Annotated in this window: 19 protein-coding genes; 13 read left to right on the plus strand and 6 right to left on the minus strand. The window is 65.0% G+C overall.

All coding sequences use genetic code 11. The features are described from left to right. Positions 1–366 precede the first annotated feature (366 nt). A complete protein-coding gene (locus RAH32_RS18500) occupies positions 367–705 on the plus strand; it encodes a hypothetical protein (RefSeq protein WP_306609910.1) in 339 nt (112 codons plus the stop codon). 135 nt (positions 706–840) lie between these two features. Here the strand turns inward: RAH32_RS18500 and RAH32_RS18505 are convergent, their stop codons facing one another. Beyond that, positions 841–1,782 (minus strand): LysR family transcriptional regulator, encoded by a 942-nt coding sequence (locus RAH32_RS18505; protein ID WP_306609911.1) that lies wholly within the window; start codon positions 1,780–1,782, stop codon positions 841–843. A gap of 62 nt (positions 1,783–1,844) precedes the next feature. Between RAH32_RS18505 and RAH32_RS18510 the strand changes: the two genes are divergently transcribed. After that, the gene (locus tag RAH32_RS18510) at positions 1,845–4,661 is read left to right on the plus strand and encodes an FAD-binding and (Fe-S)-binding domain-containing protein (protein ID WP_306609912.1); all 2,817 of its coding nucleotides are present in this window, start codon (positions 1,845–1,847) and stop codon (positions 4,659–4,661) included. Positions 4,662–4,755: 94 nt separating this feature from the next. Here the strand turns inward: RAH32_RS18510 and RAH32_RS18515 are convergent, their stop codons facing one another. After that, entirely contained in the window at positions 4,756–5,430 is a 675-nt protein-coding gene (locus RAH32_RS18515; RefSeq protein ID WP_306609913.1) for a GntR family transcriptional regulator, read from the minus strand. 129 nt (positions 5,431–5,559) lie between these two features. Between RAH32_RS18515 and RAH32_RS18520 the strand changes: the two genes are divergently transcribed. Genes RAH32_RS18520 through RAH32_RS18570 form a run of 11 tightly spaced genes read left to right on the plus strand, consistent with a single transcriptional unit; the run spans position 5,560 to position 18,755 of the window. Then, on the plus strand, positions 5,560–6,597 hold the full coding sequence (locus tag RAH32_RS18520; RefSeq protein ID WP_306609914.1) for a zinc-dependent alcohol dehydrogenase: 1,038 nt from the start codon (positions 5,560–5,562) through the stop codon (positions 6,595–6,597). 5 nt (positions 6,598–6,602) lie between these two features. Next, complete coding sequence (locus RAH32_RS18525) at positions 6,603–7,613, plus strand: NAD(P)H-quinone oxidoreductase (protein ID WP_306609915.1); 1,011 nt, start codon at positions 6,603–6,605, stop codon at positions 7,611–7,613. Positions 7,614–7,617: 4 nt separating this feature from the next. After that, positions 7,618–9,342: an acetolactate synthase catalytic subunit gene (locus RAH32_RS18530; protein WP_306609916.1), complete on the plus strand. Its 1,725-nt coding sequence runs from the start codon at positions 7,618–7,620 to the stop codon at positions 9,340–9,342. A gap of 20 nt (positions 9,343–9,362) precedes the next feature. Beyond that, positions 9,363–10,562 carry an ABC transporter substrate-binding protein gene (locus RAH32_RS18535; protein WP_265501981.1) on the plus strand — a complete coding sequence of 400 codons (1,200 nt, stop codon included), beginning with the start codon at positions 9,363–9,365 and terminating at the stop codon, positions 10,560–10,562. 52 nt (positions 10,563–10,614) lie between these two features. Then, on the plus strand, positions 10,615–11,499 hold the full coding sequence (locus RAH32_RS18540) for a branched-chain amino acid ABC transporter permease (protein WP_265501982.1): 885 nt from the start codon (positions 10,615–10,617) through the stop codon (positions 11,497–11,499). 9 nt (positions 11,500–11,508) lie between these two features. Beyond that, positions 11,509–13,338, plus strand: a complete 1,830-nt coding sequence (locus RAH32_RS18545; protein ID WP_306609917.1) for a branched-chain amino acid ABC transporter ATP-binding protein/permease — start codon at positions 11,509–11,511, stop codon at positions 13,336–13,338. Then, positions 13,325–14,029 carry an ABC transporter ATP-binding protein gene (locus tag RAH32_RS18550; RefSeq protein WP_306609918.1) on the plus strand — a complete coding sequence of 235 codons (705 nt, stop codon included), beginning with the start codon at positions 13,325–13,327 and terminating at the stop codon, positions 14,027–14,029. Before RAH32_RS18545 ends, RAH32_RS18550 begins: the two co-directional genes overlap by 14 nt. A 3-nt stretch (positions 14,030–14,032) precedes the next feature. Continuing rightward, positions 14,033–14,830, plus strand: a complete 798-nt coding sequence (gene fabG / locus RAH32_RS18555; protein WP_306609919.1) for a 3-oxoacyl-ACP reductase FabG — start codon at positions 14,033–14,035, stop codon at positions 14,828–14,830. An 8-nt stretch (positions 14,831–14,838) separates the two neighbouring features. After that, on the plus strand, positions 14,839–15,642 hold the full coding sequence (locus RAH32_RS18560; protein WP_306609920.1) for a shikimate dehydrogenase family protein: 804 nt from the start codon (positions 14,839–14,841) through the stop codon (positions 15,640–15,642). A 24-nt stretch (positions 15,643–15,666) separates the two neighbouring features. After that, positions 15,667–17,292 carry a GMC family oxidoreductase gene (locus tag RAH32_RS18565; protein ID WP_306609921.1) on the plus strand — a complete coding sequence of 542 codons (1,626 nt, stop codon included), beginning with the start codon at positions 15,667–15,669 and terminating at the stop codon, positions 17,290–17,292. A gap of 29 nt (positions 17,293–17,321) precedes the next feature. Next, complete coding sequence (locus tag RAH32_RS18570; RefSeq protein WP_306609922.1) at positions 17,322–18,755, plus strand: NAD-dependent succinate-semialdehyde dehydrogenase; 1,434 nt, start codon at positions 17,322–17,324, stop codon at positions 18,753–18,755. A 114-nt stretch (positions 18,756–18,869) separates the two neighbouring features. On the opposite strand, the gene gabD is transcribed toward RAH32_RS18570, so the two are convergent. The 4 genes from gabD to RAH32_RS18590 are packed head-to-tail and all read right to left on the minus strand — an operon-like array spanning position 18,870 to position 24,560. Then, positions 18,870–20,318 carry an NADP-dependent succinate-semialdehyde dehydrogenase gene (gene gabD / locus RAH32_RS18575; RefSeq protein ID WP_306609923.1) on the minus strand — a complete coding sequence of 483 codons (1,449 nt, stop codon included), beginning with the start codon at positions 20,316–20,318 and terminating at the stop codon, positions 18,870–18,872. Between the two features lie 21 nt (positions 20,319–20,339). Further along, a complete protein-coding gene (locus RAH32_RS18580; RefSeq protein ID WP_306609924.1) occupies positions 20,340–21,581 on the minus strand; it encodes a dihydrolipoamide acetyltransferase family protein in 1,242 nt (413 codons plus the stop codon). 12 nt (positions 21,582–21,593) lie between these two features. After that, positions 21,594–23,777 carry an alpha-ketoacid dehydrogenase subunit alpha/beta gene (locus RAH32_RS18585; protein WP_306609925.1) on the minus strand — a complete coding sequence of 728 codons (2,184 nt, stop codon included), beginning with the start codon at positions 23,775–23,777 and terminating at the stop codon, positions 21,594–21,596. 27 nt (positions 23,778–23,804) lie between these two features. Beyond that, complete coding sequence (locus RAH32_RS18590; RefSeq protein ID WP_265501992.1) at positions 23,805–24,560, minus strand: SDR family NAD(P)-dependent oxidoreductase; 756 nt, start codon at positions 24,558–24,560, stop codon at positions 23,805–23,807. Between the last annotated feature and the right edge of the window lies 1 nt (position 24,561).

Below are 24,561 nucleotides of genomic sequence, written 5' to 3' on the forward strand. Positions count from 1 at the left end.
TGGCCACAATGCGCCGGCTTACAATGTTATTTGGGTGTATAAAACGGTCATTTGAAGATGCTTCTGCGGCAAGTGTCGCTAGGTCCGGTTAGCCCAAGGATTCAGCATTTCCTGACTGCTCCAGCTATTTGCAGGCCGTTGGCCACTGGCTTGTCCCCGACGTCGCTAACGCCGTCAGGGAGGTCTTTGATATTTTGTAGGCTACTCTAGAAGGTGTGCCGGTAATCCTCGTTATAGAAAAAAATTGCGGACATGAGGGTAAGATCACTTGTCTGGTTGATAGTTTTAGACAGGGGCAGGGGATAACTGGGGCAGATTTTCGGGCATGATCGTTGCGCCTGTGGCAGATGTCTGATTCCATAGGGCATGGGCCCGCTTTCGGACGATGGATCTGAGACGCTGCCTCCCGACGCCTTGCGCCGGCTCGTTGTCGATCTGTCGCAGCGGCTTGGGGCCCTCGAGGCACAGGTGGCCGAGCTGCGGGACGAGCTCGAAAAGACCGAAATGGCTCGTGCTACCCTGCAGGTTGAGAACCAGGACTTGCTCGACGAGATCGCGCGATTGAAGAACCTGCCGCGGCGGCCGCCGTTCAAATTGTCCGGCATGGAAAAGGCGACGAACCGCGAACCCGGCAAGCCAAGCGGGAAACGTCGGCCAAGGGTCCCAAGCGAGATACGGACCGTGTCAGCCGGGAGGAGGTGCTGACAGCTGAGGCTCCAGCAGGAGGATCGCGCTCCAAGGGATATGAAACCATCCTGGTTCGTGAACTGGCAATGCGGCAGGTCTGCTTGTTTTTCGGGCGGCAGCGACGTGCACATGAAGCCGAAGCTTTGGTGCTGGCTACTCCACCTCTGCGTGATTTTCCGGCAAGGCCCCCAGCATCGTCTCGCACAGCGCCATGAATCGCACCGCCGCATGCGACAGCGCCCGCCGCGCCGGCCAGATCATCGAGATCCGCCGCTGAAGCCGCAGGTCCGCGACCCTGAGGAACACCACCCGTGGATCGTCGAACAGCAGGGCCGCCTTTTGCGGAAGCAGCCCGACCCCCATGCTTGCACGGATCAGGCAAAGCTGTCCGAAGGTCGAGGCAACGCGCAGCGGCCCGCTTTTCAGAGCCGGGGGCAGGTCGGGGGCATCGGCCAGCAGGCGGGCGGTGCCCGTGCCTTCGTCCAGGTGGATCAACGTGGAGGGGTCGATCTCGGCCAGCCGGGGCGGACGGCCCTGCCGGGCCAGCGGATGGTCCACGGGAACCACAAGGCCAAAGGGGTCGCGCGCAATTTCTCGGATTTCCAACATCGGGGAGGAACTGGCGTAACCCGCGATTGCCAAGTCAAGGTCGCCATCCGCGACCATCCGCGCCAGAGCCTCGGCCGGACCGTCGTGCAGGCGCACCGCGATCGCCGGATGATCGGCGCAAAAGCGGCGCAGCGCGGGCGCGACCAGATCCCCGATGGTCGAGGGCGAGGCGCCAAGCGCCAGCCGCCCACGACCCAGATCCGCATTTTCCTGCAACCGTTCCAGCGCATGGTCCAGCGCCTCCAGGGCGGGGCGGGTGTCGTCCAGAAACTCCAGACCAGCCTGGGTCAATTGTGGCGGGCGCATGCGGCGGTCGAACAACGGCACGCCTGCGCTTTCTTCAAGCTGGCGGATGGTCTCGGTCAGGGCCGAGGGCACGACGCCCAGTCTGTCGGCGGCGCGGCCAAACGACCCTTCAGCCCGGATGGCATGAAGGGCGCGCAGATGACGCAGGTTCAGATTCGTGTTCTTAGAATTTATCTTCATTACATTCTATTTTTATGAACATCCTTTTCGTGCTTCAACAGGGAAAAGCCCGAAAGGCCGCCATGCTTGACAGTCCACCCAGCCAATCCCTGATCGATGCCCTGCGTGCCGCCTGTTTCCAGGGAGAGATCGAGACGGACCACGCCCTGCGCGCCGCCATGTCCACCGACAATTCGGTCTATCAGATCACTCCCGACCTGATCGCGGCGCCACGTGACGGACAGGATGTGGTGCGCGCATTGGCCGTGCTGGAGGCCCCTGCATTTGCCGATGTCGCGCTGACGGCACGCGGGGGCGGCACCGGAACGAACGGGCAAAGCCTGAACCGAGGGCTGATCCTGGACATGCGACGGCACATGAACCGGGTGCTGGAGATCAACGCGACCGAAGGCTGGGCCGATGTCGAACCGGGTGTGGTACTGGACGAGCTGAACGACACGTTGCGCCCGCACGGCTGGTTCTTTGCGCCGGAAACCTCTACCTCGACGCGTTGTACCATCGGCGGCATGGTTTCGACCGATGCCTCGGGCAAGGGGTCACGGGTCTATGGCAAGACCTCGGACAACATCCTAGGTTTGGAGATCGCGCGTCCGCAAGGGCTTTTGTCCAGCCTTGCGCCTGCGCCGGACTGGGCCGCGCCGATGCTGGCCGCGGCCGAGGATGCCGCGCGGCAGGGTCGGGCCGCCTTCATCGACGCGACCCCGCGCCTCAACCGCCGCTTCACCGGCTATGATCTTGAACGCGCCTGTCCCGAGGCGGGCGGTTTCGAATGGTGGCGGCTGTTCCTGGGGGCCGAGGGCACGCTGGGACCGATCACCCGCATCCGCGTCAAGCTGCGCCGGATCGAGCCGGAAAAGCGCCTGATCGTTGCTGGTTTCGCCTGTTTCCGCGATGCGCTGGCTGCGGCGACGCCGCTGCTGGCGGACGATCCGACCGCGATCGAGGTGATGGACGAATGGGTCCAGCGCATTGCGCAGGACGCGGGCATCCTGGCCCGCCTGCCCGAAAGCTTGCGCCCCGAAGGCCCGGTCGCCTATGTCTTCATCGAGTTCAACGGCCATGACGCAGCCGAGATGCAGGCCCGCATCACCACCTGCCTGGAGCGGCTGCGCAGCCTTCCGGGCCAGATCGCCCTGCACCAGGCCCGCGACCCGGCCGAGATCCGCGAGCTTTGGGCGATCCGTTCCGCCGGGGTAGGGCTTCTGGGCAAGGTGGACGGTCCCGCGCGCCCCATCGCCTTTGTCGAGGATTGCGTGGTCCCGCCCGAAAACCTGCCCGCCTTCGTCGATGATTTCCTGCAAGTGCTGAAGGACAATGGGTTGGGCTTCGGCATCTATGGCCATGTGGATGTCGGCTGCCTGCACATCCGCCCGGCGCTGAACATCGACCAAACGACCGACCGGACCAAGCTGGTCGCGGTTTCGGATGCGGTTTTCGCGCTGACGCGGAAATACGGCGGCATCTTCTGGGGCGAACATGGCAAGGGGGTCAGGGGCGCCTATCTGCCCGAATGGATCGGGCCGGGGGCCTATGCTGCGCTGCAATCCGTCAAGCGCGCCTTTGATCCCGCCGAGCAGTTCAACCCCGGCAAGCTGGTCACGCTGGACCGCCCGCTCATGGGGATTGTGACGACGCCCTTCCGGCCCTTCAACGCAAGGCTTGGCAACCCGCTGGAAAAGGCTTTCCGCTGCAACGGGAACGCGCAGTGCCTCGGCTATCAGGCGGCGGTGCCGATGTGTCCCTCGTTCAAGGCGACAGGCGACCTGCGCCATTCGCCAAAAGGACGGGCCGACGCGCTGCGGGCCTGGAAGGTCGCCCGCGATGCGGGACAGCCCGCGCCCGAGAACGATCTGATGGCGGCGCTGGACACCTGCCTTGGCTGCAAGGCCTGCGCCTCCAGTTGCCCGGTGCAGGTCGATATCCCATCAATGCGGGCGGCATTCTATGCAGATCACTACAGCCGCAATGCGCGGCCGCTGTCTGATCGGCTGGTGCTGGCGGCAGAACGGCTCAGCCCGCTGGCTGTCACCCTTTCCCCGCTGCTGCGACCTGTCTGGCCGCTGGCACGGCGGCTGGCCGAGCGCGCGTTGAAGACCGTTGACATGCCCGCCCATCTGGCCCGCCCGGTCGCTGCCGCGCATCGCGTGCGGCTGGCCGATCTGGACCGACCGCTGCCCGGGAACGCGGTGCTGCTGTGGCAGGACTGGTTCACCGCCTTGTTCGATGCCAAGGTCGCGCAGGATGCCATCGCGGGCTTCAGCGCCCTTGGCTATCACCCGTTGCTGGTGGCGATGCGGCCCGCAGGCAAGGCCGCGCAGAACATGGGTGCGGAATCCGCTTTTCGGCGCATGGCCGGGCGGCAGGTCGCGGCGCTGCAAAAGGGCGCCGCGACCGGCCTGCCGATGATCGGGCTGGATCCGGCCTTTGTCATGATGCTGCGCCAGGATTATCCCAAGGCCGGCTTGACACCGCCGCCTGTGATGCTGGGACAGGAATTCCTGGCGGCCGAGATTGCGGCGGGGAGGCGTTTCCCGCAGGTGCGGGTGCAAGGCAAAGCCGCGGCGCGGATCCTGTCGCACTGCACCGAACAGACCGCGCTGCCGAACGCAGGCGCGCTCTGGGCGCAGGTCTTTGCGGCTATCGGGATGAAGGCCGCGCCTGCCGCCTCGGGCTGCTGCGGCATGGCGGGGCTTTTCGGGCATCAGGAACGCCATCAGGCCATGTCGCGCAAACTTTACGACATGTCATGGCGCGATCATGTCGAAGGCGGGGCGCCGGTCCTTGCCTCGGGGTTTTCCTGCCGCTGCCAGGCCGAGCGGTTCAGTGACAAGGGCCTGCGCCATCCGCTGGGGATGATCGCCGACACGCTGCGTGGATAGCGGCGGGGTGGATGCGCGGGCATTTCGGTCGGCCTGCGCTTTTCGTCACCGATCCATGCGGCTTGAAGGCCGCAGGATGCGTCCCGGCTGGCGCCTAGTCGCAGACATGGGCCAGAAGCCCCGCGCCGCCCCCTTCGATGTCCATGTTCAACGCTTCATAGGCGCCTTCGGGATCCTTGCTGCGAATTGCCTTGACGATGCGCAGATGAGGGTGTGGGTCCCAGTTCGGCGGCAGGCCCGCGTCGTATAGATGCGACAACAGCGGCCCGCAGCGGACCCAAAGGTTCGACACCACCTCATGGGTCACGGGCAGGCCCGCGATCTCGCACAGCTTCAGGTGGAACTTGGTGTTCAGGCCGATGGCGCGGGAAAAGTCGCCCTCGTCCTGGGCCGCGCCAAGATCGACATGGAGCTGTTCCAGCGCGTCAACCGCCTCGGGCGAGGCGGCGATGGCGGCTTGGCGTGCGGCGTTGCCCTCCAGGAAGCCGCGGATCTTGCGAACCTCGATCAATGTCGCGCGCGTCAGATGCGGAACCGAGATCCGGCCGCGCCCGTCCATCTCCAGCGCATGTTCCGTGACCAGGCGCAGCAGGGCCTCTCGCATTGGGGTCGCGCTAATCCCGAAGCTTTTCGAGATCGGCCGCAGGGGCAATTCGTCCCCCGGCTTCATCCGGCCCTCCATCAGCGCCTCGCGTAGGCTGGTATAGGCACGCTCGCTGAGGCTCTGCCTTTGGATAGGTTTTATCCACTCGCTTGCTGTTGGTTCCAAACTTCCCTCTGCTCGGTTGCCGCCAGGAAGGCGGATTGCATTTGACTTGCCGTTATAACATGTGGCTTATAACGATAACTAATGGTGCAGGCTAGCTGTGAGGAGGCAGTTGCACCAATGGAGGGTTACATGCTTGCGCTGCGCAAAAACATACCCGGCCCTGGGGCCGAACTGGTCAGCATTGACCTGCCAGAACTGCTCGCCGCTGGCGAGATCCGGGTGGATGTGCACGCAGTCGGGATTTGCGGCAGCGATCTGCATGCCCATGCCTGGGATCCGTCCTATGGATTCATGGCGCCCTTTCTGCCCCTGACGCTGGGGCATGAATTTTCCGGAATCGTCGCATCCATTGCCCCTGATGTTACCGAAGTTTCCGTAGGGGACAGCATTGTCTGTTGGCCCACGGTGACCTGCGGCGCATGTGCCACCTGCCGCGCCGGGCGTCCGGGCGGATGCGAGGCACGCCGCATCATCGGCCTGCACCGCGACGGGGGCTTTGCTGAAAGCGTGCGGATGCCAGCGGCGAACGCGCTGCCGCTGCCCGCGGGCCTGCCGCTGGACGTGGCGGCATTGACCGAACCGCTGGCAGTTTCGATCAACGCGGTCGATGTGGCAGAGGTCGCGCCAGGAGACCGGGTGGTCGTCCTTGGTCCCGGACCCATTGGCATGGGGATTGCGCTGGTTGCCAGTGCCCGCGGCGCCAATGTGCTGCTGGCGGGCTTTCGCGACGATGCACGGCTGGCGCTGGCCCGCGACATGGGCATTTCGGCGGTTGCCGATCTGGCGCAGGTCAAGCTGGCCGAGGCCGTGCAGGACCATTTCAACGTCGCGCCGGATGTCGTGCTTGAGGCGACGGGGCGTCCGGCCAGCGTGGCCGAGGGGCTTGCAATTCTGCGTCCGGGGGGCGTGCTGACCGTTGTCGGCATCCATGCCGAGCCGCTGTCGCTGGACCTGAACCAGCTTGTGCGCGGCAAGAAACAGTTGCGCGGCGCGCATGATTCGACACCGCGGGGCTTCGCCGAGGCGATCGCGTGCCTGGCCGCGGACCCCGCGCTTTACGCCCGGATGATTACCCACCGGCTGCCGCTGGGGCAGGCCGAGGATGGGTTCGCGCTAGCCCGAAAGGGCGCGGCGCTGAAGGTGATGCTTTTTCCCTGGGGAGGTTGAGGAAAATGTTTGAAGCCGGGACTTTGTCCGTCATTGCGCCCCGCGCAGGCGGTCCCGAGGTGCTTGAACTGGTGCGACGAGATTTGCCCGCGCTGAAGTCGGGCGAGATGCGCGTACGCGTTCACGCGGCCGGGGTGAACCGCCCGGACGCCATGCAGCGCTCCGGCAACTACCCGCCGCCGCCTGGCGTGACCGATGTGCTGGGACTGGAACTGGCGGGCGAGGTGGTCGAGACCGCCCCCGACGTGACCCGCTTTCAGCCCGGCGACCGCGTAATGGCGTTGGTCGCGGGCGGCGCTTATGCCGAGGAAGCCGTGGTCCAAGCCGATGTCTGCATCCCCGTCCCGGCCGGCTTGTCGATGATCGAGGCCGCCGGCATCCCCGAGACCTATTTCACCGTCTGGAGCAACCTGTTTCAGCGTGCCAACCTGAAGGCGGGCGAAACTGTGCTGCTGCATGGCGGCACCTCGGGCATCGGCGTCACCGCGACGCTGCTGGCCCGCGCGATCGGCGCGCGGATGATCACCACCTGCGGCTCGGACGAGAAATGCGCGGCCTCGGTCGCGCTTGGCGCGTCGGCCTCTATCAACTACCGCACGCAGGATTTCGTGGCCGAGGGCCGTGCCCTTACCGATGGCCGCGGCCCCGAGGTGGTCGTGGACATGGTCGGCGGCAGCTACATGCAACGCAACCTTGAGCTGGTGGCCGACGACGGCCGCATCGCGCAGATCGCCTTCCAGCAGGGCGCGCGCGCGGACATGGACATGGGGCCATTGCTGTTCAAGCGGCTGACGCTGAGCGGCTCGACCCTGCGGGCGCGGCCGATCCCGATGAAGGCCGCGCTGGCCCGCGCGGTCGAGGCCGAGGTCATCCCGCTGATCATGGAAAAGGGCGCCCGACCGGCCATCGATTCCGTCTTTGACCTGACCGATGTGCAGGCCGCGCATGCCCATCTCGAGGCGTCGGCCCATACCGGCAAGATCATCCTGAAAACCTCCGCCTGTACCGAGGAATAAGATAATGAAAGACGCAGCACATCGTTCGAACCGGAGCGGCGCCCATCTTCTGGCAGGAGCGCTGGAGCGCCATGGCGTGACGCAGGTCTTCGGCCAGTCGATCCCCTCGGCCTTCTTCCTGGCCGCGCCCGACTATGGCATCCGCCAGGTCGGCTACCGAACCGAGAACGGCGGAGCGGCCATGGCCGATGCCTTTGCCCGTGTCTCGGGCCAGGTGGCGGTCGTCACCGCGCAGAATGGCCCAGCGGCAACGCTGCTGGTGCCGGGCCTGGCCGAAGCCCTGAAGGCCTCGATCCCGGTTGTCGCCATCGTCCAGGACGTCAGCCGCCTGCACACCGACAAGAACGCCTTTCAGGAACTTGACCATTTGGCCCTGTTCAGTGGCGTGGCCAAATGGGTGCGCCGGGTGACCGAGATCTCGCGGATCGAGGATTACGTCGATCTGGCCTTTGCCGCCGCCGCGACTGGGCGCGCGGGTCCGGCCGTGCTGCTGGTGCCCCTGGATATCCTGGACGAGCTGAGCGAAGGGGTGAACAGGACGCCACGCCAGGCGTCGCTGGGCCGCTATCCGCTGGATCCGGTCGCACCCGATCCCGCGCGCGTGGACCAAGCTGCAAACCTGCTGGCAGGGGCCGAACGGCCGCTGGTCATCGCCGGTGGCGGCGTCCACAGTGCGCGCGCCTATGCCGCGCTGGCGGAATTGCAGGACTTGGGCTTCCCGGTTGCGACCACAGTCATGGGCAAGGGTTCGGTTGATGAAACCCATCCGCTGACGCTGGGCATCGCGGGCTATTTCATGGGTCCCGGCGCCCGCGCGGCCGAGCTTTCGCCCATGGTGCGCGAGGCCGACGTGGTCCTGCTGGTCGGCAACCGCACCAACCAGAATGGCACCGATAGCTGGAAGCTCTACCCGGAAGGAGCGCGCTTTATCCAGTTGGATATCGATGGCAACGAGGTCGGCCGCAACTATGAGGCGTTGCGCCTTGTGGGCGACGCGCGTCTTGGGCTTGAGGCACTGGTGGCCGCGTTGAAGGGCACCGACCTGTCGGCGCGGGCCGCTGCCCGTCCGGGCGTCGAGGCACAGATCGCCGAAGGTCTGGCCAAGGGAGCAGCCGTGCGTGACGAACGCCGCGCATCGGATGCAAGCCCCCTGCGCCCCGAGCGCGTCGTGGCCGAGATCGACAGGCTGATCCCGTCCGAAGCGATTGTGGTGGCGGATGCGTCCTATTCCTCGATCTGGGTGGCCGACGGTATCACCATCCGCAAGGCGGGTCAGCGCGTGCTGACGCCGCGCGGCTTGGCGGGTCTTGGCTGGGGCCTACCCTATGCCCTTGGCGCCAAGGCCGCTCAGCCCGACGCGCCGGTCGTTTGCCTGACCGGCGACGGGGGCTTTGCCCATGTCTGGGGTGAGATCGAGACCTCGAAGCGGATGAACCTACCGGTCGTGGTCGTGGTGCTGAACAACCAGATCCTCGGTTATCAGAAACATGCCGAGCTGACGCTGTTTGGCGCGCATACCGATGTGGTGCATTTCCAGCCTGTGGATCACGCGGCGATCGCCCGTGCCTGCGGCGTTGAGGGGATCCGCATCGACAACCCGGCCGATCTTCCGGCCGCGCTTGAAACGGCGCTTTCGTCCAATGTCCTGACCGTCATCGACGTCGTGACCGACGAACGCGCCTATCCGCCTGTCACCAGCTTCACCGGCAAGCAGGCGCTGGACTACTGAACCAAACCAGGGAGAGAGTAATGAAACTGACGAAATTCCTGACAAGCGCGGCCGTGGGTCTTGCCCTTGCATCGCCCTCTTTCGCCGATGTCAAGTTCGGCTCGCTTTACCCGATCAGCGGCCCGCTGGCTCTGCTGGGCGAGGAAAGCGCCCGCGGCCTGGAACTGGCCGTGGACGAGATCAACGCCGCCGGCGGTATCCAGGGCGAGCAGGTCGTGCTTGAGCGCGGCGATGCGGTGGACAACAACCAGGCGACTGGCGAAGCGCGCCGCCTGATCTCGCTGGTGGGCGTGAAGGCGATCTTCGGCACCTATTCCTCGGCCCGCGTAATTGCGGCCTCGCAGGTCAGCGAACTGGCAGGGGTGCCCTATTTCGAACTGGGCGCGGTCGCCGACGAGGTGACGGGCCGTGGCCTGACCTACCTGTTCCGCACCAACCCCACGGCGGCCAACATGGGCAAGGACTCAATCGAGATGCTGGCCAACGCCATCGCCCCGGGCCTTGGCAAGGATCCGAAGGATCTGAAGATCGGCATCATCTATGAAGATTCGTCCTACGGCACCTCGGTCGCCGGCCACCAGGATGCGCATGCCAAGGATGCCGGCCTAAACGTGGTGCTGAAGTCGGGCTATCCGGCAAACACCGTCGACATGTCCTCGCTGGTGCTGGAGCTGCGCGAGAAGGGCGTCGATGTGGTCCTGCAGACCTCGTACCAGAATGACTCGGTCCTGTTTCTCCAGCAGGCGAACGAGGCGGGCTACAAGCCGCTGGCGATCATCGGCGGCGGCGGCGGTTATTCAATGCAGCCGACGGCGGATGCGGTGGGCCATGACGTGATCGAGGGCGTCTATGACGTGGACTTCACCCAGTTCGAGGTGAACCAGGAGGCAACCCCGGGCCTGGACAAGTTTGTCGAGGCCTACAAGGCGAAATACGGGACCGAGCCGCGCTCGGGCCATTCGCTGAACAACTATGTCGGCGCCAAGGCCGTGCTTGAGGCGCTGGACAAGAGCGAGGGTTTCGAACCCGACCAGATCGTCGCTGCCGTCAAGGCCATCGACGTGGCCGAGGGCACGACTGCCGCAGGCTATGGCATCAAGTTCGACGAAACCAACCAGAACGAACGGGCCAGCATGATGGGTATGCAGTGGCAGGACGGCAAGCTGGTCACGGTCTATCCCGAAGGCGCCGCGGTCGCGGAAATGCGCTTCGCCGAATGATGATGCCGGGGCGGCCCCTTCCAGCCGCCCCCCTTTCCGGGGGAAGCCTGTAATGACGACCTTTCTGCAAGTCCTTTTGAACGGCCTCATGCTTGGCGGGCTGTTCGCAATTGTCGCCATCGGCCTGACGCTGATCTTCGGCATTGTCAAAGTGGTGAACTTCGCCCACGGCGAATTCCTGATGGCGGGCATGTTCGTGACCTGGCTGATAACCACGCGGCTGGGGCTTCATCCCTATGCATCCGTCATCATCGTCGTCCCGATGATGTTTCTTCTGGGCGCCCTGACCCAGAGGGTGCTGATCCAGCCCCTGATGTCGGCCGAGGACGATCACGTCCAGATCTTTGCGACCGTCGGTCTTTCGACCGCGATGATAAACCTTGCCCTGCTGATCTTCGGCGCGGATATCGCCAACACGCCGAACTTCGGCCTGCGCACTCCGATTGAGATCGGCCCCGTGCGCGTCCTGTCCGGCCAGCTTTACATCTTCATTGCCGCCATCATCCTGGTCGCTGCACTGCAACTGTTCCTGAAGAACAGCCAGACCGGCCGCGCCATCCGCGCCGTGGCACAGCACCGCGTCGCAGCCGAACTGATGGGCGTCAACGTACCGCGCATCTATATCCTCAGCTTCGGCCTTGGGGCGGCCTGCGTGGGACTGGCCGCCGTGCTGATCGCGCCGCTTTACCCGACCTCGTCCAATATCGGGACGTATTTCGTGCTGACAGCCTTTGTGGTCGTGGTCCTGGGTGGTCTGGGATCGATCCCGGGGGCGTTCTTCGGCGCCCTGGTCATCGGCCTCGTGGATTCGCTTTCGGGCTTCTACATCGGCTCGGACCTGCGCGAGGCCGTGGTCTTTGGCATCTTCCTTCTCATCCTCATCCTGAAGCCTTCCGGTCTGTTCGGCAAGCGGATGACCCTTTCGCATCTGTCCTGAGGAAACGACATGAGCATCAGCGACATCCACAGCCAGACCGGCATGAATACCCGCAGTATCGGCTGGCCGCAGGTCGCCTTCGGGGTGCTTCTGGCCTCGCTTCTTCTGATCCCGCTGGGCATCGACAACGCCTTCGTGTCGCATGTCTTCATCACCATCTGCCTGTTCGCCGCGCTGTCGACGGCCTGGAACATCGTCGGCGGCTTTGCCGGCCAGTTGTCGCTGGGCCATGCGGTGTTCTATGGCATCGGCGGCTATACCGGAGTGATCCTGTTCAACCTGGGCGTCACGCCCTGGATCGGCATGTTCGTCGGCGCGGCGGTTGCCGCCGTGGTCGGCATGGTGATTTCCTATCCCTGTTTCCGGCTGAAGGGTCCGTTCTATACGCTGGCCTCGATCGCCTTTCTTGAAGTAATCCGCGTCCTTTCGCTGCACTTCAAGGACATGACTGGCGGCGCCACGGGCATGATGATCGACCTGCGTCTGGGCTGGACCTGGATGGTCTTCCGCGAGCGCTGGCCGTCGCTGCTGATCGTGTTCGGCATGCTGCTGATCACGCTGGCCGTGGCCTGGGCAATCCGCCGGTCGCGCCTTGGCTTCTATCTGGTCGCGACGCGCGAACGCGAATCGGCGGCCCGCGCGGCGGGCGTGCGGACCGTGCGGGTCCGGCTGGTCGCAGTTGCGATTTCCTCGGCGCTTTGCGCGATGCTGGGCACGTTCCACGCGATGTATCTGACCTACATCGAGCCTGCCGCGATGTTCTCGCTGGCCTTCTCGATCCAGATCGCGATGTTTGCGCTGATCGGCGGCATCGGCACGGTGGCGGGTCCGCTGCTGGGTGCGGCACTGCTGGTGCCGATCACCGAATGGGCGCGCGCCTCGCTGGGGGCGTCCGCACTTGGCCTTCACGGTTTTGTCTATGGCATCGTTTTGATCGCCTTTGTGCTGTTCATGCCGAACGGCATCATGGGCGCCATCAGGCGCTTTGCCCGCAACGGCGGAAAAGCCGCCGTTGAGCCGGGCCAGACCGAGACCGGCCCGATCGTCGCCCCTGCCAATGCCGTCGCAGCCCCCGACCCCGACCGTCCCGGCATCGGCCAGGACATCCTGAAGGTCGAGAACCTGAACAAGCGCTTTGGCGGACTCCATGTCACCCGAGACGTGAACTTCACTCTGCGCGAAGGCGAGGTGCTGGGCCTGATCGGCCCGAACGGCGCGGGCAAGACGACGCTGTTCAACATGATCTCGGGTTTTATGACACCTGACGAAGGCAAGGTCAGCCTGCGCGGCGTCGATGGCCAGTTCCATCAGCCCACCAACCCCGCTGATTTCGCGGCCCTGGGCATGGGCCGGACCTTCCAGATCGTTCAGCCCTTCGCGGCCATGACGGTCGAGGAAAACATCATGGTCGGCGCCTTCTATCGCCACCACGACGAGAGGGACGCGCGGGAAGCCGCCCGCGAAACCGCGTGGCGCATGGGCCTTGGCCCGCTGCTGAACGCCGAGGCGCGCGGGCTCACCATCGGCGGCCTCAAGCGGCTCGAGGTGGCGCGAGTCATGGCGATGCAGCCGCGCGTGCTGCTGCTGGACGAGGTGATGGCCGGGATCAATCAGACGGACGTGCGTCGCGCCATCGACCTGATGCTGTCGATCCGTGACACGGGCGTTTCGATCATCGCCATCGAACATGTCATGCAGGCGGTCATGTCGCTGTCGGACCGCGTCATCGTGCTGGCCTCGGGCGAAGTGATCGCCGAGGGCCGTCCGCAGGATGTCGTGCGCGATCCCCATGTTGTGGAAGCCTATCTTGGCAAGGAGTTTGCCCATGCTCACGCTTGAGAACATCGATGCGGGCTATGGTCCGACCACGATCCTTCAGGACGTTAGCCTTGAGGTGAAAGAGGGTGAAATCGTCACCATCGTCGGCGCCAACGGCGCCGGCAAGACGACCACGCTGCGCACCATCGTCGGTCAGATCAAGCCCCGTGCGGGTAAGATCTGTTTCCTTGGCGAAGACATCACCCGCCTTCCTGGGCATGAGGTCGTGGACCGGGGCATCATCCTGGTCCCCGAGGGACGACAGTTGTTCCCCGACATGACCGTGCGGGAAAACCTACAGATGGGCACCTATCGCAAGGCCGCCCGCGAGCATCAGGAACAGCGACTAGAGGAGGTGCTGGCGCTGTTCCCGCGCGTCCGCGAACGCCTTGACCAGAATGCGGCCTCGCTCTCGGGGGGCGAACAGCAAATGGTGGCAATCGCGCGCGGCATGATGGCCAAGCCCCGCATCCTGATGTTCGACGAGCCTTCGCTGGGACTGGCGCCCATCGTCGTGTCGCAGGTTTTCGACGTGGTGCGCCAGATCGCGGCCACCGGCACGACTGTGCTGCTCGTCGAACAGAACGTCTTCACAACGTTGAAGGTCGCGAACCGGGGCTATGTGCTTGAAAACGGGCAGGTCGTTCTGGCCGACACCTCCGAGGCACTGCTGAAGAACGACCATGTCCGCCGCGCCTATCTAGGAATCTGATCTATGGAACTGACCGAAATCACCCCCGAGACGATCCGCTTCCGCCCGTCGCATCAGGGCCGCAATGTCCTGGTCACCGGCGCTGCGCGCGGCATCGGGCGGGCCATTGCGCAGGCTTTTGTGGAGCGCGGCGCGACCGTTGGCATTTGCGACCTGAACCCCGATGACGTGGCCGCTGCCTGCGCGGCGCTGAACGCCCTTGGCCGTGGCCGCGCCGTGCCGATGGCCTGCGACGTGTCGGACTATGACGCGCTGCTCGCGGCGATTGCGGCCACAGGACTCGAGTTCGACACCGTCATCAACAATGCGGGCATCTCGCCCAAGCATGACGGCGTCGCGCACAAGGTCTGGCAGATGGCGCCCGAAGAATGGCGCCGCGTCGTCGATGTGAACCTAACCGGCAGCTTCAACACCATCCGCGCGCTGACGCCCGGCATGATTGCCGCGCGGCGGGGCTGGATCGTCAACACCTCTTCGGTGGCGGGCAAGACTTATTCGCCCATCGTTGCCTGCCATTATGCGGCGACGAAATCAGCAATTATCGGTTTCACCAAGCATCTGGCGGCGGAACTCGGCCCCTATGCGATCCGGGTGAACGCCCTCGCGCCGGGCCGCATCGCGACCCCCATGGTTGCCGGAGTCGCGCCCGAGGTGAATGCCGAGCAGGTCAAGCTGACGCCCATGGCCCGCCTTGGCGAGCCGGCAGAGGTGGCGGATGTCGCGCTATGGCTGACCTCGACCGAATCCAGCTTTGTGACCGGCCAGACCATCGACGTGGCTGGCGGTCTTTACATGACCTGAGGGCCGCCATGATTACCGGACATACCAGGCTTTACGGCATCATCGCCAACCCCATTTCGCATGTGAAGACCCCGGAGGAGATGAACAATGTCTTTGCCTCGGTCGGCCATGACGGGGTACTGGTGCCCTTCCATGTGCTGCCCCAGAACCTTTCGCAATTCATCAACATGCTGCGCGGTCTGGAGAACCTTGGCGGGCTGATCGTCACCGTTCCGCACAAGACCGATGTGCTGGCGCTGTGCGACGACACAGTCGGGGATGCCGCAGCCATCGGCGCGGTTAACGCGATCCGCCGCGATCCCGATGGGCGGCTGATCGGCGCGATGCTGGACGGCAAGGGCTTCGTCAGCGGACTCGAGGTGAACGGGATCGACGTGGCTGGCATGGATGTCTGTCTGCTGGGCGCGGGCGGGGCAGGGGCGGCGATCGCCTTCGCCCTGGCCGAGGCCGGGGTGGCGCACCTGACCATCGTCAACCGCTCGCAGGACAAGGCGCGCGATCTGGCGGAACGGGTGATGGCCAAATACCCTTCGATCCGCATTGCCCCCGGTGCGCCAGAGACCGCGCGCCGCGACCTGATCGTCAACGCAACCTCGCTTGGCCTGCGCGCCGATGACGCGCTGCCCCTGTCGGACTTAGCCTTCCACCGCAACCAGATCGTCGCCGAGGCGATCATGGAGCCCGAGGTCACGCCCCTTTTGGCGGCCGCGCGTGCAGCGGGCGCGAGGATCCATTTCGGCCGCCCGATGCTGCGCCAGCAGATCCGCCTGATGGCCCGGCACATGGGCGTGACGTCTGTCCCCGACGCGTAAGAACAAGGCCACGGAGTCAAAAAGATGGCAAACGCCCTTCCGCAGGATGCGCGGTTCGATTTCATCATTGTCGGCGGTGGGACCGCAGGCTGCATCCTGGCCGAGGCCCTGTCCCGTTCGGGCCGCAACAAGGTGCTGCTCTGCGAGGCAGGGGGCGAAGCGCGTTCTCCGTGGATCCGCGTTCCGGCAGGGTTCTACAAGCTGCTGGTGAACAGGCGCTATAACTGGGGTTTCTGGAGCACCGAGGAAGCTGCGACCAACCACCGCCGCATCGCCATTCCGCGCGGCAAGGGATTGGGCGGCTCGACGCTGATCAACGGCATGATCTATGTCCGTGGCCAGCCGCAGGATTACGATCTGTGGCAGGAACGTGGCGCGACCGGCTGGAACTGGCAGGGAGTGCTACCCTATTTCAAGGCGATCGAGCGTTGGGACAAGCCCGACCCCGACGGCTTGCGCGGCCGTGATGGCCCGCTGCCCATCAATGAGGTGGTCGAGCAAAACGACATCGGCCGCGCCTTCATTGCAGCGGCCGAGGCGCAGGGTCAGGTGTTCAACCCCGATTACAATGGAAAAAGCCAAGAGGGCGTCGGCTGGTATCAGGTGAACCAGGCGGGTGGAGAACGCTATTCCGCCGACCGCGCCTGGCTGGCCCCCGCCCGCAAGCGGTCGAACCTGATCGTGCTGACCGGCGCGCGGGTGACCCGCCTTCTGCTGGAAGGCAGGCAGGCCACCGGCGTCGTGCTGACCCACCAGGGCCAGAGCCACCAGGTCCGCGCGGGCGAGGTGATCCTGGCCGCAGGTTCGATCCAGACGCCGCACCTGCTGGAACTTGCGGGGATCGGTGATCCGGCGCGCCTGGCGGCGGCGGGCATCCAGCCGGTCCATGCACTGCCCGGCGTCGGGGAAAACTATCTTGACCATTTCTGCACTCGGATGAACTGGCGCGTCTCGCAGCCCGTCACCCTGAACGAACTGACGCGGGGTCCCCGGTTGGTGGGGGAGGTGCTGAAATACGCGCTCAAGCGGCGCGGCGTGCTGACATATGGCACTGGCCTTACCCATGGCTTCCTGCGCTCGCGCGAGGATCTGGATCGGCCGGACGTGCAGTTCTTCTTCATGCACGCAAGCTATGCCAATGCGGCAGAGCGCAAGCTGGACAAGTTCCCTGGCATGACACTGGGCGTGACGCAACTGCGCCCGCAGTCGCGTGGCTCGATCCACGCAGTGTCGCCCGACTTGGACGTCCAGCCGGCGATCGTGCCGAACTTCCTGGATCATGAGGAGGACCGCCGCGCAATGGTCGATGGCATGAAGCTGGCGCGCAGGATCATCGCGCAGGCCCCAATGGACGCCTTCCGCGTGGCCGAGATGAGCCCCGGACCAGATTGCAAGACTGATGCCGACTGGCTGGAATTCGCCCGAGCGAATGGCCAGACCATCTATCACGCTGCGGGAACCTGCCGCATGGGCACCGATCCGATGGCGGTGGTCGATCCCGAACTGCGCGTGCACGGGATCTCTGGCCTGCGAGTGATCGACGCCTCAGTCATGCCCGAGATGGTCTCGGGCAATACACAGGCGGCGGTGATGATGCTGGCCGCCAAGGGGGCCGATCTGGTTCTGGAAGGCAACCGTCCGGCGCGTTGAACGCCGCCGAATTCATGCAGGAGAAGCTGATGTATCCCAACCTAACCCTTATCGTCGGAGGAGAGGAGCGTAGCGAAGGCTCGGCCGGAACCCAGCGCCTGACCGATCCCTCGGATGGCAGCGAGCTGACCATCGCGCCGCGCGCCGGTCGCGCCGAGGCGCTCGAGGCGGCCCGCGCCGCAGAACAGGGGGGGGTCGAATGGGCTGCGCTTTCGGCGCTGGAACGATCGAAGATCATGCGCCGCGCTGCGGACATCATGCGTGCGCAGGCCGATAGCGCCGCCCGCGTCATGTCGATGGAGCAGGGCAAGCCCCTGGCCGAGGCACGCGGCGAATGGCTGGGTTCGGCCGATCTGCTGGACTGGTTCGCCGAGGAAGGCCGCCGTGTCTATGGCCGCATTGTTCCCTCGCGCGCACCGAATATCCAGATTCAGGTGTTGAAGCATCCGGTCGGGCCGGTCGCCGCGTTTACGCCGTGGAACTTTCCCGCATGGAACACCATGCAGAAGGTTGCCCCCGCGCTGGGTGCAGGCTGCCCGGTGGTCATCAAGCCGGCCTCGGACACGCCTGGCACCGCATGGCTGATCGGCAAGGCGCTGCTGGAGGCCGGTCTGCCCGCAAAGGCGATCTCGGTCATCTGGGGCGCGACATCGGAGCTGTCCGACACGCTGATCAAGGCGCCGGAGATCCACAAGGTCTCGCTGACGGGTTCGACCCGGGTAGGCCGGATCGTTGCCGCGCAGGCGGGGGAGGCGCTGAAAAAGGTCACCATGGAACTGGGCGGTCATGGCGCGGTCATCATCGCGGCTGATGCCGATCTGGCCCACCTCATCCCGCTGGCTGTTCAGTGGAAATTCCGCAACTGCGGCCAAGTCTGCGTCTCTCCCACGCGCTTCATCGTCGATGACTCGATCCATGATGAATTCGTCCGCCGCTTTGCTGAAGAGGCGCGCGAACTGAAAGTCGGCAAGGGCACGCAGGACGGCACCCAGATGGGTCCGCTGACCTCGGCCAGCGGCTTGGGGACCGTGATGGACATGGTGGATGACGCGGTCAGCAAGGGTGCCAAGGTTGAAACTGGGGGTGCGCGGATCGGAGACAGCGGCTATTTCTATGAGCCGACGATCCTGTCGGGCATGACAGCCGACATGCTGGCGATGAACGAGGAGCCCTTTGGCCCTTTGGCGCTGGTCATCCGCGTGAACTCGCTGGACGAGGCATTGGCCGAGGCGAACCGCCTGCCGGTCGGGTTGGGGTCGTATCTGTTTACCTCGTCGATGACGACGGCTCATCGGGTCCAGACGGAACTGCGCACCGGCATGCTGGGTGTGAACCATTTCGCCCTGGCTTTGCCCGAGACGCCCTTCGGCGGTGTGCGCGATTCGGGCTTCGGCTCGGAAGGTGGGTCCGAGGGGATCGAGGCTTATCTCACGACCATGACCGTCACCACCATGATGATCTGACACCCCGCGCATGGACAGGCAGAAGCCCCGCCGATGGCGGGGCTTTTCAGTTGGTCCGGCATAAAGTTTTCAGAGAGCGTTGCCCTGTCCTCAAAGGGCAGGGCCGCTTCACGCTCAGGCGATGCCAAGGCAGACGTATTTAAGCTCGATGAAATCATCCATTCCGAAATGCGAGCCTTCGCGCCCCAGGCCGGACAGCTTGACCCCGCCGAACGGCGCCTCGGCGGTCGAGATCAGGCCGGTGTTGACGCCTACCATGCCATATTCGAGCGCCTCGGAAACGCGGAAGACGCGCGCCAGATCGCGGGCATAGAAGTAAGACGCAAGCCCGAACTCGGTGTCATTGGCTTGGGCAATCACCTCATCCTCATGCGCAAAGCGGAACAGGGGCGCGATGGGACCAAAGGTTTCTTCGCGGGCAACGGCCATGTCGGACGTCACATCGGTCAGCACGGTCGCCTGGAAGAAGGTTCCGCCAAGCGCATGCGGCTGGCCACCAAGCGCGACCTTCGCGCCTTTCGCCACCGCATCGGCGATATGTTCCTTGACCTTCTCGACCGCCGCCTGGTCGATCAGCGGCCCAAGGTTCACCCCTTGGGTAAAACCGTCTCCGGTCTTCAGCCTGGCCACTGCAGCCGTCAGCTTTTCGGAGAAGGCGTCATAGACGCCGTCCTGCACATAGATGCGGTTCGCGCAAACGCAGGTCTGGCCGTTGTTGCGGAACTTGGCGATCAGCGCGCCTTCGACGGCGGCGTCCAGATCAGCGTCGTCAAAGACGATGAAGGGCGCGTTCCCGCCCAGCTCCAACCCCAGTTTCTTGATGGTCTTGGCGCTTTGGGCGTAAAGCTCGATCCCGATCTCGGTTGAGCCGGTGAAGGTCAGCTTGCGCACGACGGGGTTCGCGGTCATCTCGGCGCCGATCTGCGCGGCCGATCCGGTGATGACGCTGAACAGCCCTGAGGGCAGGCCCGCACGTTCCGCCAAAACCGCCAGCGCGATAGCAGAGAAGGGCGTCTGTGAGGCCGGTTTCAGCACCATCGCGCAGCCAGCGGCAAAGGCCGGGCCGGCCTTGCGGGTGATCATCGCGTTGGGAAAGTTCCAGGGCGTGATCGCCGCGACCACGCCGATGGGCTGCTTCATCACCAGGATGCGCTTGTCCGGCTGATGTCCGGGGATGGTGTCGCCATAAACACGCCGGGCTTCTTCGGCGAACCATTCGATGAAGCTTGCGCCATAGGCGATCTCTCCCACGGCCTCGGCCAAGGGCTTGCCCTGTTCGGCGGTCAGGATGCGGCCCAGATCTTCCTTGTGCCGGATCATCAGGTTGAACCAGCCGCGGAGGGTGTCGGCGCGGTCCTTGGCGGTGCGCCTGGCCCACAGCTTCTGCGCGGTTTCGGCGGCGGCGATGGCGCGGGCGGTTTCCGCTTGTCCAAGACGCGGGACATACCCGATCAGCGCGCCGGTCGAGGGATTGGTGACTGCAATGCCCGCGCCATTTGCCTCGATCCACTCGCCACCCACCAATGCTGCCTGCCGAAGCAGGCCGGGATCTTGCAGTTCCATGTCAGTTCTCCACTAAAGGTCCTATACCAGCAGACTCATCGGGTTTTCGATGCCGTCCTTGAAGGCGGCCAGAACCTGCGCCCCAAGCGCCCCGTCCACCGACCGGTGATCAACCGACAGCGTTACCGACATCACATCGGCCAGCACGATCTGGTCGCCGCGCCCGACCGGACGGCGCAGGGACGCGCCCACGGCAAGGATGCAGCTTTGCGGCGGGTTGATGATCGCCGAAAAGGTCTGGACCCCGTACATCCCCAGGTTCGAGACCGAAAAGCCGCCACCCTGATATTCCTCGGGGCGCAACTTGCCCTGATGCGCGCGGGCGGCAAGAGCCTTCATCTCGGCGGAAAGCGTGCCAAGGCTCATCCGGTCGGCGCCGCGCAGGATCGGCGTGATCAGCCCGCCATCCGTCGCCACGGCGACCGATATGTCGATATCGGCCAGTTGCAGGATCTCGTCCCCGTTCCACACTACGTTGGCGGCAGGCACCTTGCGCAGCGCGCGGGCGGCGGCCTTGATGACGAAATCGTTGATCGAGATGCGTTCGGCCTTGTCGCGGCCCTTGTTCACCTGGGCGCGCAGCGCCAGCAGCGCGTCCAGTTCGCAATCCACCGACAGGTAGAAATGCGGGATCGAGGTTTTCGCCTCGACCAGGCGCCGGGCGATGGTGCGGCGCATGTTCGACAGGGACTGCGCCTCATGCGGGCCAATGCCGGGCGGGACGGCTTGCGGCTGCGGCTGCGGTTGGACTGCGGGGGCGGGTGCCGCAACCGGGGCAGAGGTCGCGGCTAGCAGGCGCTGCACGTCCAGCTTGACGATGCGGCCGCGCGGGCCGCTGCCGGTGACGGCTTGAAGATCCAGTCCTGCCTTGGCCGCCAACCGCCGCGCCAGGGGTGATGCGGCATGCTTGCGCCCGGTTGTCGAAGGGGCGGCTGCCGTTGCAGTGGTCACCGGATCTTCCGTAAGTGTCCTCGGGGTCGCCGCGCGAGCAGGGGCAAAGGCGCCCACGGAAGGCAGGGTTTCACCATCGGCCAGCACGACCGCGATGACCTGGCCCACATCGGCGCGCTGCCCGTCCGCAATGTCGATGCGGCCAAGGATGCCGTCGGCCTCGGCCTCAAGCTCCATTGTGGCCTTGTCGGTTTCCACCTCGGCTATGGCTTGGCCCTTGCTGATCGGATCGCCCGCAGCGACCAGCCATTTCGCGATGACCGCGTCTTCCATGCCTGCCGAGAGCGAGGGCAGGGTGATGTCGATTGCCATGTCCGTGTTCCCTTATGCCAGCGGCAGGCCCTGATCGGCCATGATGGCGCGGATGCCTGCCTCGATATCCTGCGGACGGGCGCAGGCCGCGCCTTCCAGCACCTTCGAGATCGAGGGCGAGGCCTCTCCGCCATGCACGCGGGCGATGGGCTGATCCAGATAGTCGAAGACGCGGCGCTGCAATTCATCCGCAAGAAAGCCGCCATAGGATGTCCCGATGGCGCCCTGTTCGACGATCAGCACATTGTTCGTCTTGCGTACCGAGGCTTCGATCATCTCCCAGTCAAGGCCCGCGCGATCCAGGGACCGCAGGTCGATGATCTCGGCATCGACGCTCAGTTCCTCGACCACCTTGCGGGTCTTCTCGACCATGGCCAGATAGGTCAGGATCGTCAGCTTGCCGCCCTCGCGCACCATCCGTGCCTTGCCTAGGGGAATGCAATAATCCAGGTCATCCGTGGGCGCCGTGCCCTTGGAATTGTAAAGATCGACATGTTCGATCACCAGCACCGGGTCGTCGCAGCGCAGCGCCGAGTTCATCAGCCCGACATAGTCGAAGGGCGTCGCAGGTGCGACGATCCGCCAGCCGGGCGCGGTCGCAAAGATCCCTGCCGGGTCCATCGAGTGCTGCGAGCCATAGCCCGTTCCCATGGCGACTTTGGTGCGCAGCACCAGCGGCATCGCGCTGTCGCCGCCGAACATGTGGCGGAACTTGCCGATCTGGTTGAAGACCTGGTCGGCCGCGACCCACATAAAATCGGGATACATGAATTCAATCACCGGCCGCACGCGGCCATCCGCAGCCATACCGGCGGCCAGGCCGGTAAAGGCGTTCTCGGAGATGGGCGTGCCAAGGCAGCGATCGGGAAAGCGTGCCGACAGGCCCCGCGTTGCGCCGTTGGTGCCGCCTTTCAGGCGGTGCACATCCTCGCCCATGACGACGATGCGGTCGTCCTGGGCCATGCGGCGTTCCATGACATCGGCCACCACGTCGATGAACTTTGCGTCGTCAGTCATGGCGCCGGTGAATGTTGCCTGTTCCGCATAGCGCGCGCCCGTCATCTCGGACAGATCGCCGCGCAGGCCGTGGTCGCGGAAGCTTTCCTCTGGCCAGAGGGCGGGAAGGATGCGCTTCCTGCCCTCGACCGTCTCGATCATGGTCGCGGCGATTTCTTCCATCATCTGCTGGCAGTTGGCGCGCAGCCGCGTTACCGCATCCTCGCCGATGATCTGGCGCTGTTGAAGATCGCGGGCCATGGCGTTCAGCGGGTCACGTCCGCGCCATTCAGCCTCTTCCTCCTTGCTGCGATAGCCGAAGGCGGAACCGGGCAGCGGTCCGTTCTGATGGAAGAAGCGATAAAGATCGGCCTCGATGATGGTAGGACCGTTGCCTGCGCGCATGATCTCGTTCGCCTGTTGCGCGGCCAGATGGACCGACAGGGCATCCATCCCGTCAACCTTGAACGATGGGATGCCGAAGGCCAGGCCGCGCGCGGACAGGCGCGTCTCGGCCGTCACCTCATCGACATTGGTAGAAACCGCGTAACGATTGTTTTCGATGAAGAAGCAGATCGGCAGCTTCCATGCGGCGGCCAGGTTCATCGTTTCCAGCACCGAGCCGATGTTGACCGCGCCGTCGCCGAAATAGGTATAGACCACGTCGCCCGTGCCCGCCCGCTTGTGCGCCCAGGCGGCCCCCGCCGCCATCGGGACGCCGCCGCCCACGATGGCGTTGGTGCCAAGGTTGCCGCTGTCTCCCCAGCGCAGGTGCATCGAACCGCCGCGTCCCTTGCAGAACCCATCGGCCAGACCCAGAATTTCGGCCAGGGTCCGGCTGGCCAGTTCGCGCAGGTCGTCGCCGAAGGGTTTTGTCGGATCGATCTCGGCGCTGACATAGGCCAGCGCCTTCGCCAGGAACTGGTGATGCGCGCGGTGCGAGCCGTTGACCTGATCGGTCGGGCGCATCGCCAACGCTGATCCCACAGCGCCGCCCTCCTGACCAATGGCGGAATGCGCGGGGCCATGCACCAGTCCCTGACCTGCAAGCTCCAGCACTTTTTCCTCGAATGCGCGGATCAGGTGCATCTGCGCCAGCATGGTCAGGCCGGTTCCGGGATCCAGCGCGGCGCGATCCTCGGGTGTGGCTATGATCTCGCGCCAGGGTGCGGCGGGGGTCAGGTCGGTCAGGATGGGCATGTCAGGGGTCCGGATTAGAAAGGAGGATCAGGCGGCCAGGAAGCCGCCATCGACCGGCAGCACGGCACCGGTGATGAAACTGGCCATGTCCGAGGCAAGGAAGACGACCGGATCGACGATCTCGCGCGTCTCGCCGATGCGCTTCATCATCACGCGGTTCATGAACCAATCCGCCCCACCGGGGCGGTTGAGTTGCGCCACGGCCATCTCGCTCATCATGATGCCAGGGGCGACGGCGTTGACGCGCACGCCATGCGGCGCCAGATCGCGCGCCATCACCTGTGTTAACGATCGCACCGCGCCTTTTGACACGACATATCCGGCGGTCGAGCCGCCGGCGACGAAGCCCGCGACCGAGGACAAGTGCACCACATTGCCCTTTTTCGCGATCAGCGCGGGCACGAAGGCCTGCGAGGTGTTGAACGTGCCTTCAAGGTTCACGCCGATCACCCGGTCCCAGACCTCGGTCACGGCGGGGTCGTCAAAGCTGGCCCGCCCGGCGACACCGGCGTTGTTGACTAGCACGTCAAGCCCACCATCGCCTTTCAGGATGCGCGCGGCTAAGGCGGCCGTGGCGGCGCGGTCGGTGACATTCAGGACCTCGGCCCTGGCGTCATGGCCCTCGGTGCGCAGGGCTTCGACTTCGGCAGCGATGCCTTCGGGGTTCAGGTCGGCCAAGATGACCGCCGCGCCCGCCTGCGCCATTCCGCGCGCGATCGCCGCCCCAAGGCCGCGTCCCGCGCCGGTCACCAGCACGAGCCTGTCTTTCAGCAATCCCGGCATG

Origin of the sequence: Paracoccus yibinensis, from assembly GCF_030846195.1 — a bacterium.
GTDB lineage: Bacteria > Pseudomonadota > Alphaproteobacteria > Rhodobacterales > Rhodobacteraceae > Paracoccus > Paracoccus yibinensis.

Excerpts from the sequence above, each read along its gene's own strand:
- RAH32_RS18500 (WP_306609910.1), top strand. The coding sequence starts at position 367 with ATGGGCCCGCTTTCGGACGATGGATCTGAGACGCTGCCTCCCGACGCC.
- RAH32_RS18505 (WP_306609911.1), bottom strand. The coding sequence starts at position 1,782 with ATGAAGATAAATTCTAAGAACACGAATCTGAACCTGCGTCATCTGCGC.
- RAH32_RS18510 (WP_306609912.1), top strand. The coding sequence starts at position 1,845 with ATGCTTGACAGTCCACCCAGCCAATCCCTGATCGATGCCCTGCGTGCC.
- RAH32_RS18520 (WP_306609914.1), top strand. The coding sequence starts at position 5,560 with ATGCTTGCGCTGCGCAAAAACATACCCGGCCCTGGGGCCGAACTGGTC.
- RAH32_RS18525 (WP_306609915.1), top strand. The coding sequence starts at position 6,603 with ATGTTTGAAGCCGGGACTTTGTCCGTCATTGCGCCCCGCGCAGGCGGT.
- RAH32_RS18530 (WP_306609916.1), top strand. The coding sequence starts at position 7,618 with ATGAAAGACGCAGCACATCGTTCGAACCGGAGCGGCGCCCATCTTCTG.
- RAH32_RS18535 (WP_265501981.1), top strand. The coding sequence starts at position 9,363 with ATGAAACTGACGAAATTCCTGACAAGCGCGGCCGTGGGTCTTGCCCTT.
- RAH32_RS18540 (WP_265501982.1), top strand. The coding sequence starts at position 10,615 with ATGACGACCTTTCTGCAAGTCCTTTTGAACGGCCTCATGCTTGGCGGG.
- RAH32_RS18545 (WP_306609917.1), top strand. The coding sequence starts at position 11,509 with ATGAGCATCAGCGACATCCACAGCCAGACCGGCATGAATACCCGCAGT.
- RAH32_RS18550 (WP_306609918.1), top strand. The coding sequence starts at position 13,325 with ATGCTCACGCTTGAGAACATCGATGCGGGCTATGGTCCGACCACGATC.
- fabG (WP_306609919.1), top strand. The coding sequence starts at position 14,033 with ATGGAACTGACCGAAATCACCCCCGAGACGATCCGCTTCCGCCCGTCG.
- RAH32_RS18560 (WP_306609920.1), top strand. The coding sequence starts at position 14,839 with ATGATTACCGGACATACCAGGCTTTACGGCATCATCGCCAACCCCATT.
- RAH32_RS18565 (WP_306609921.1), top strand. The coding sequence starts at position 15,667 with ATGGCAAACGCCCTTCCGCAGGATGCGCGGTTCGATTTCATCATTGTC.
- RAH32_RS18570 (WP_306609922.1), top strand. The coding sequence starts at position 17,322 with ATGTATCCCAACCTAACCCTTATCGTCGGAGGAGAGGAGCGTAGCGAA.
- gabD (WP_306609923.1), bottom strand. The coding sequence starts at position 20,318 with ATGGAACTGCAAGATCCCGGCCTGCTTCGGCAGGCAGCATTGGTGGGT.
- RAH32_RS18580 (WP_306609924.1), bottom strand. The coding sequence starts at position 21,581 with ATGGCAATCGACATCACCCTGCCCTCGCTCTCGGCAGGCATGGAAGAC.
- RAH32_RS18585 (WP_306609925.1), bottom strand. The coding sequence starts at position 23,777 with ATGCCCATCCTGACCGACCTGACCCCCGCCGCACCCTGGCGCGAGATC.
- RAH32_RS18590 (WP_265501992.1), bottom strand. The coding sequence starts at position 24,560 with ATGCCGGGATTGCTGAAAGACAGGCTCGTGCTGGTGACCGGCGCGGGA.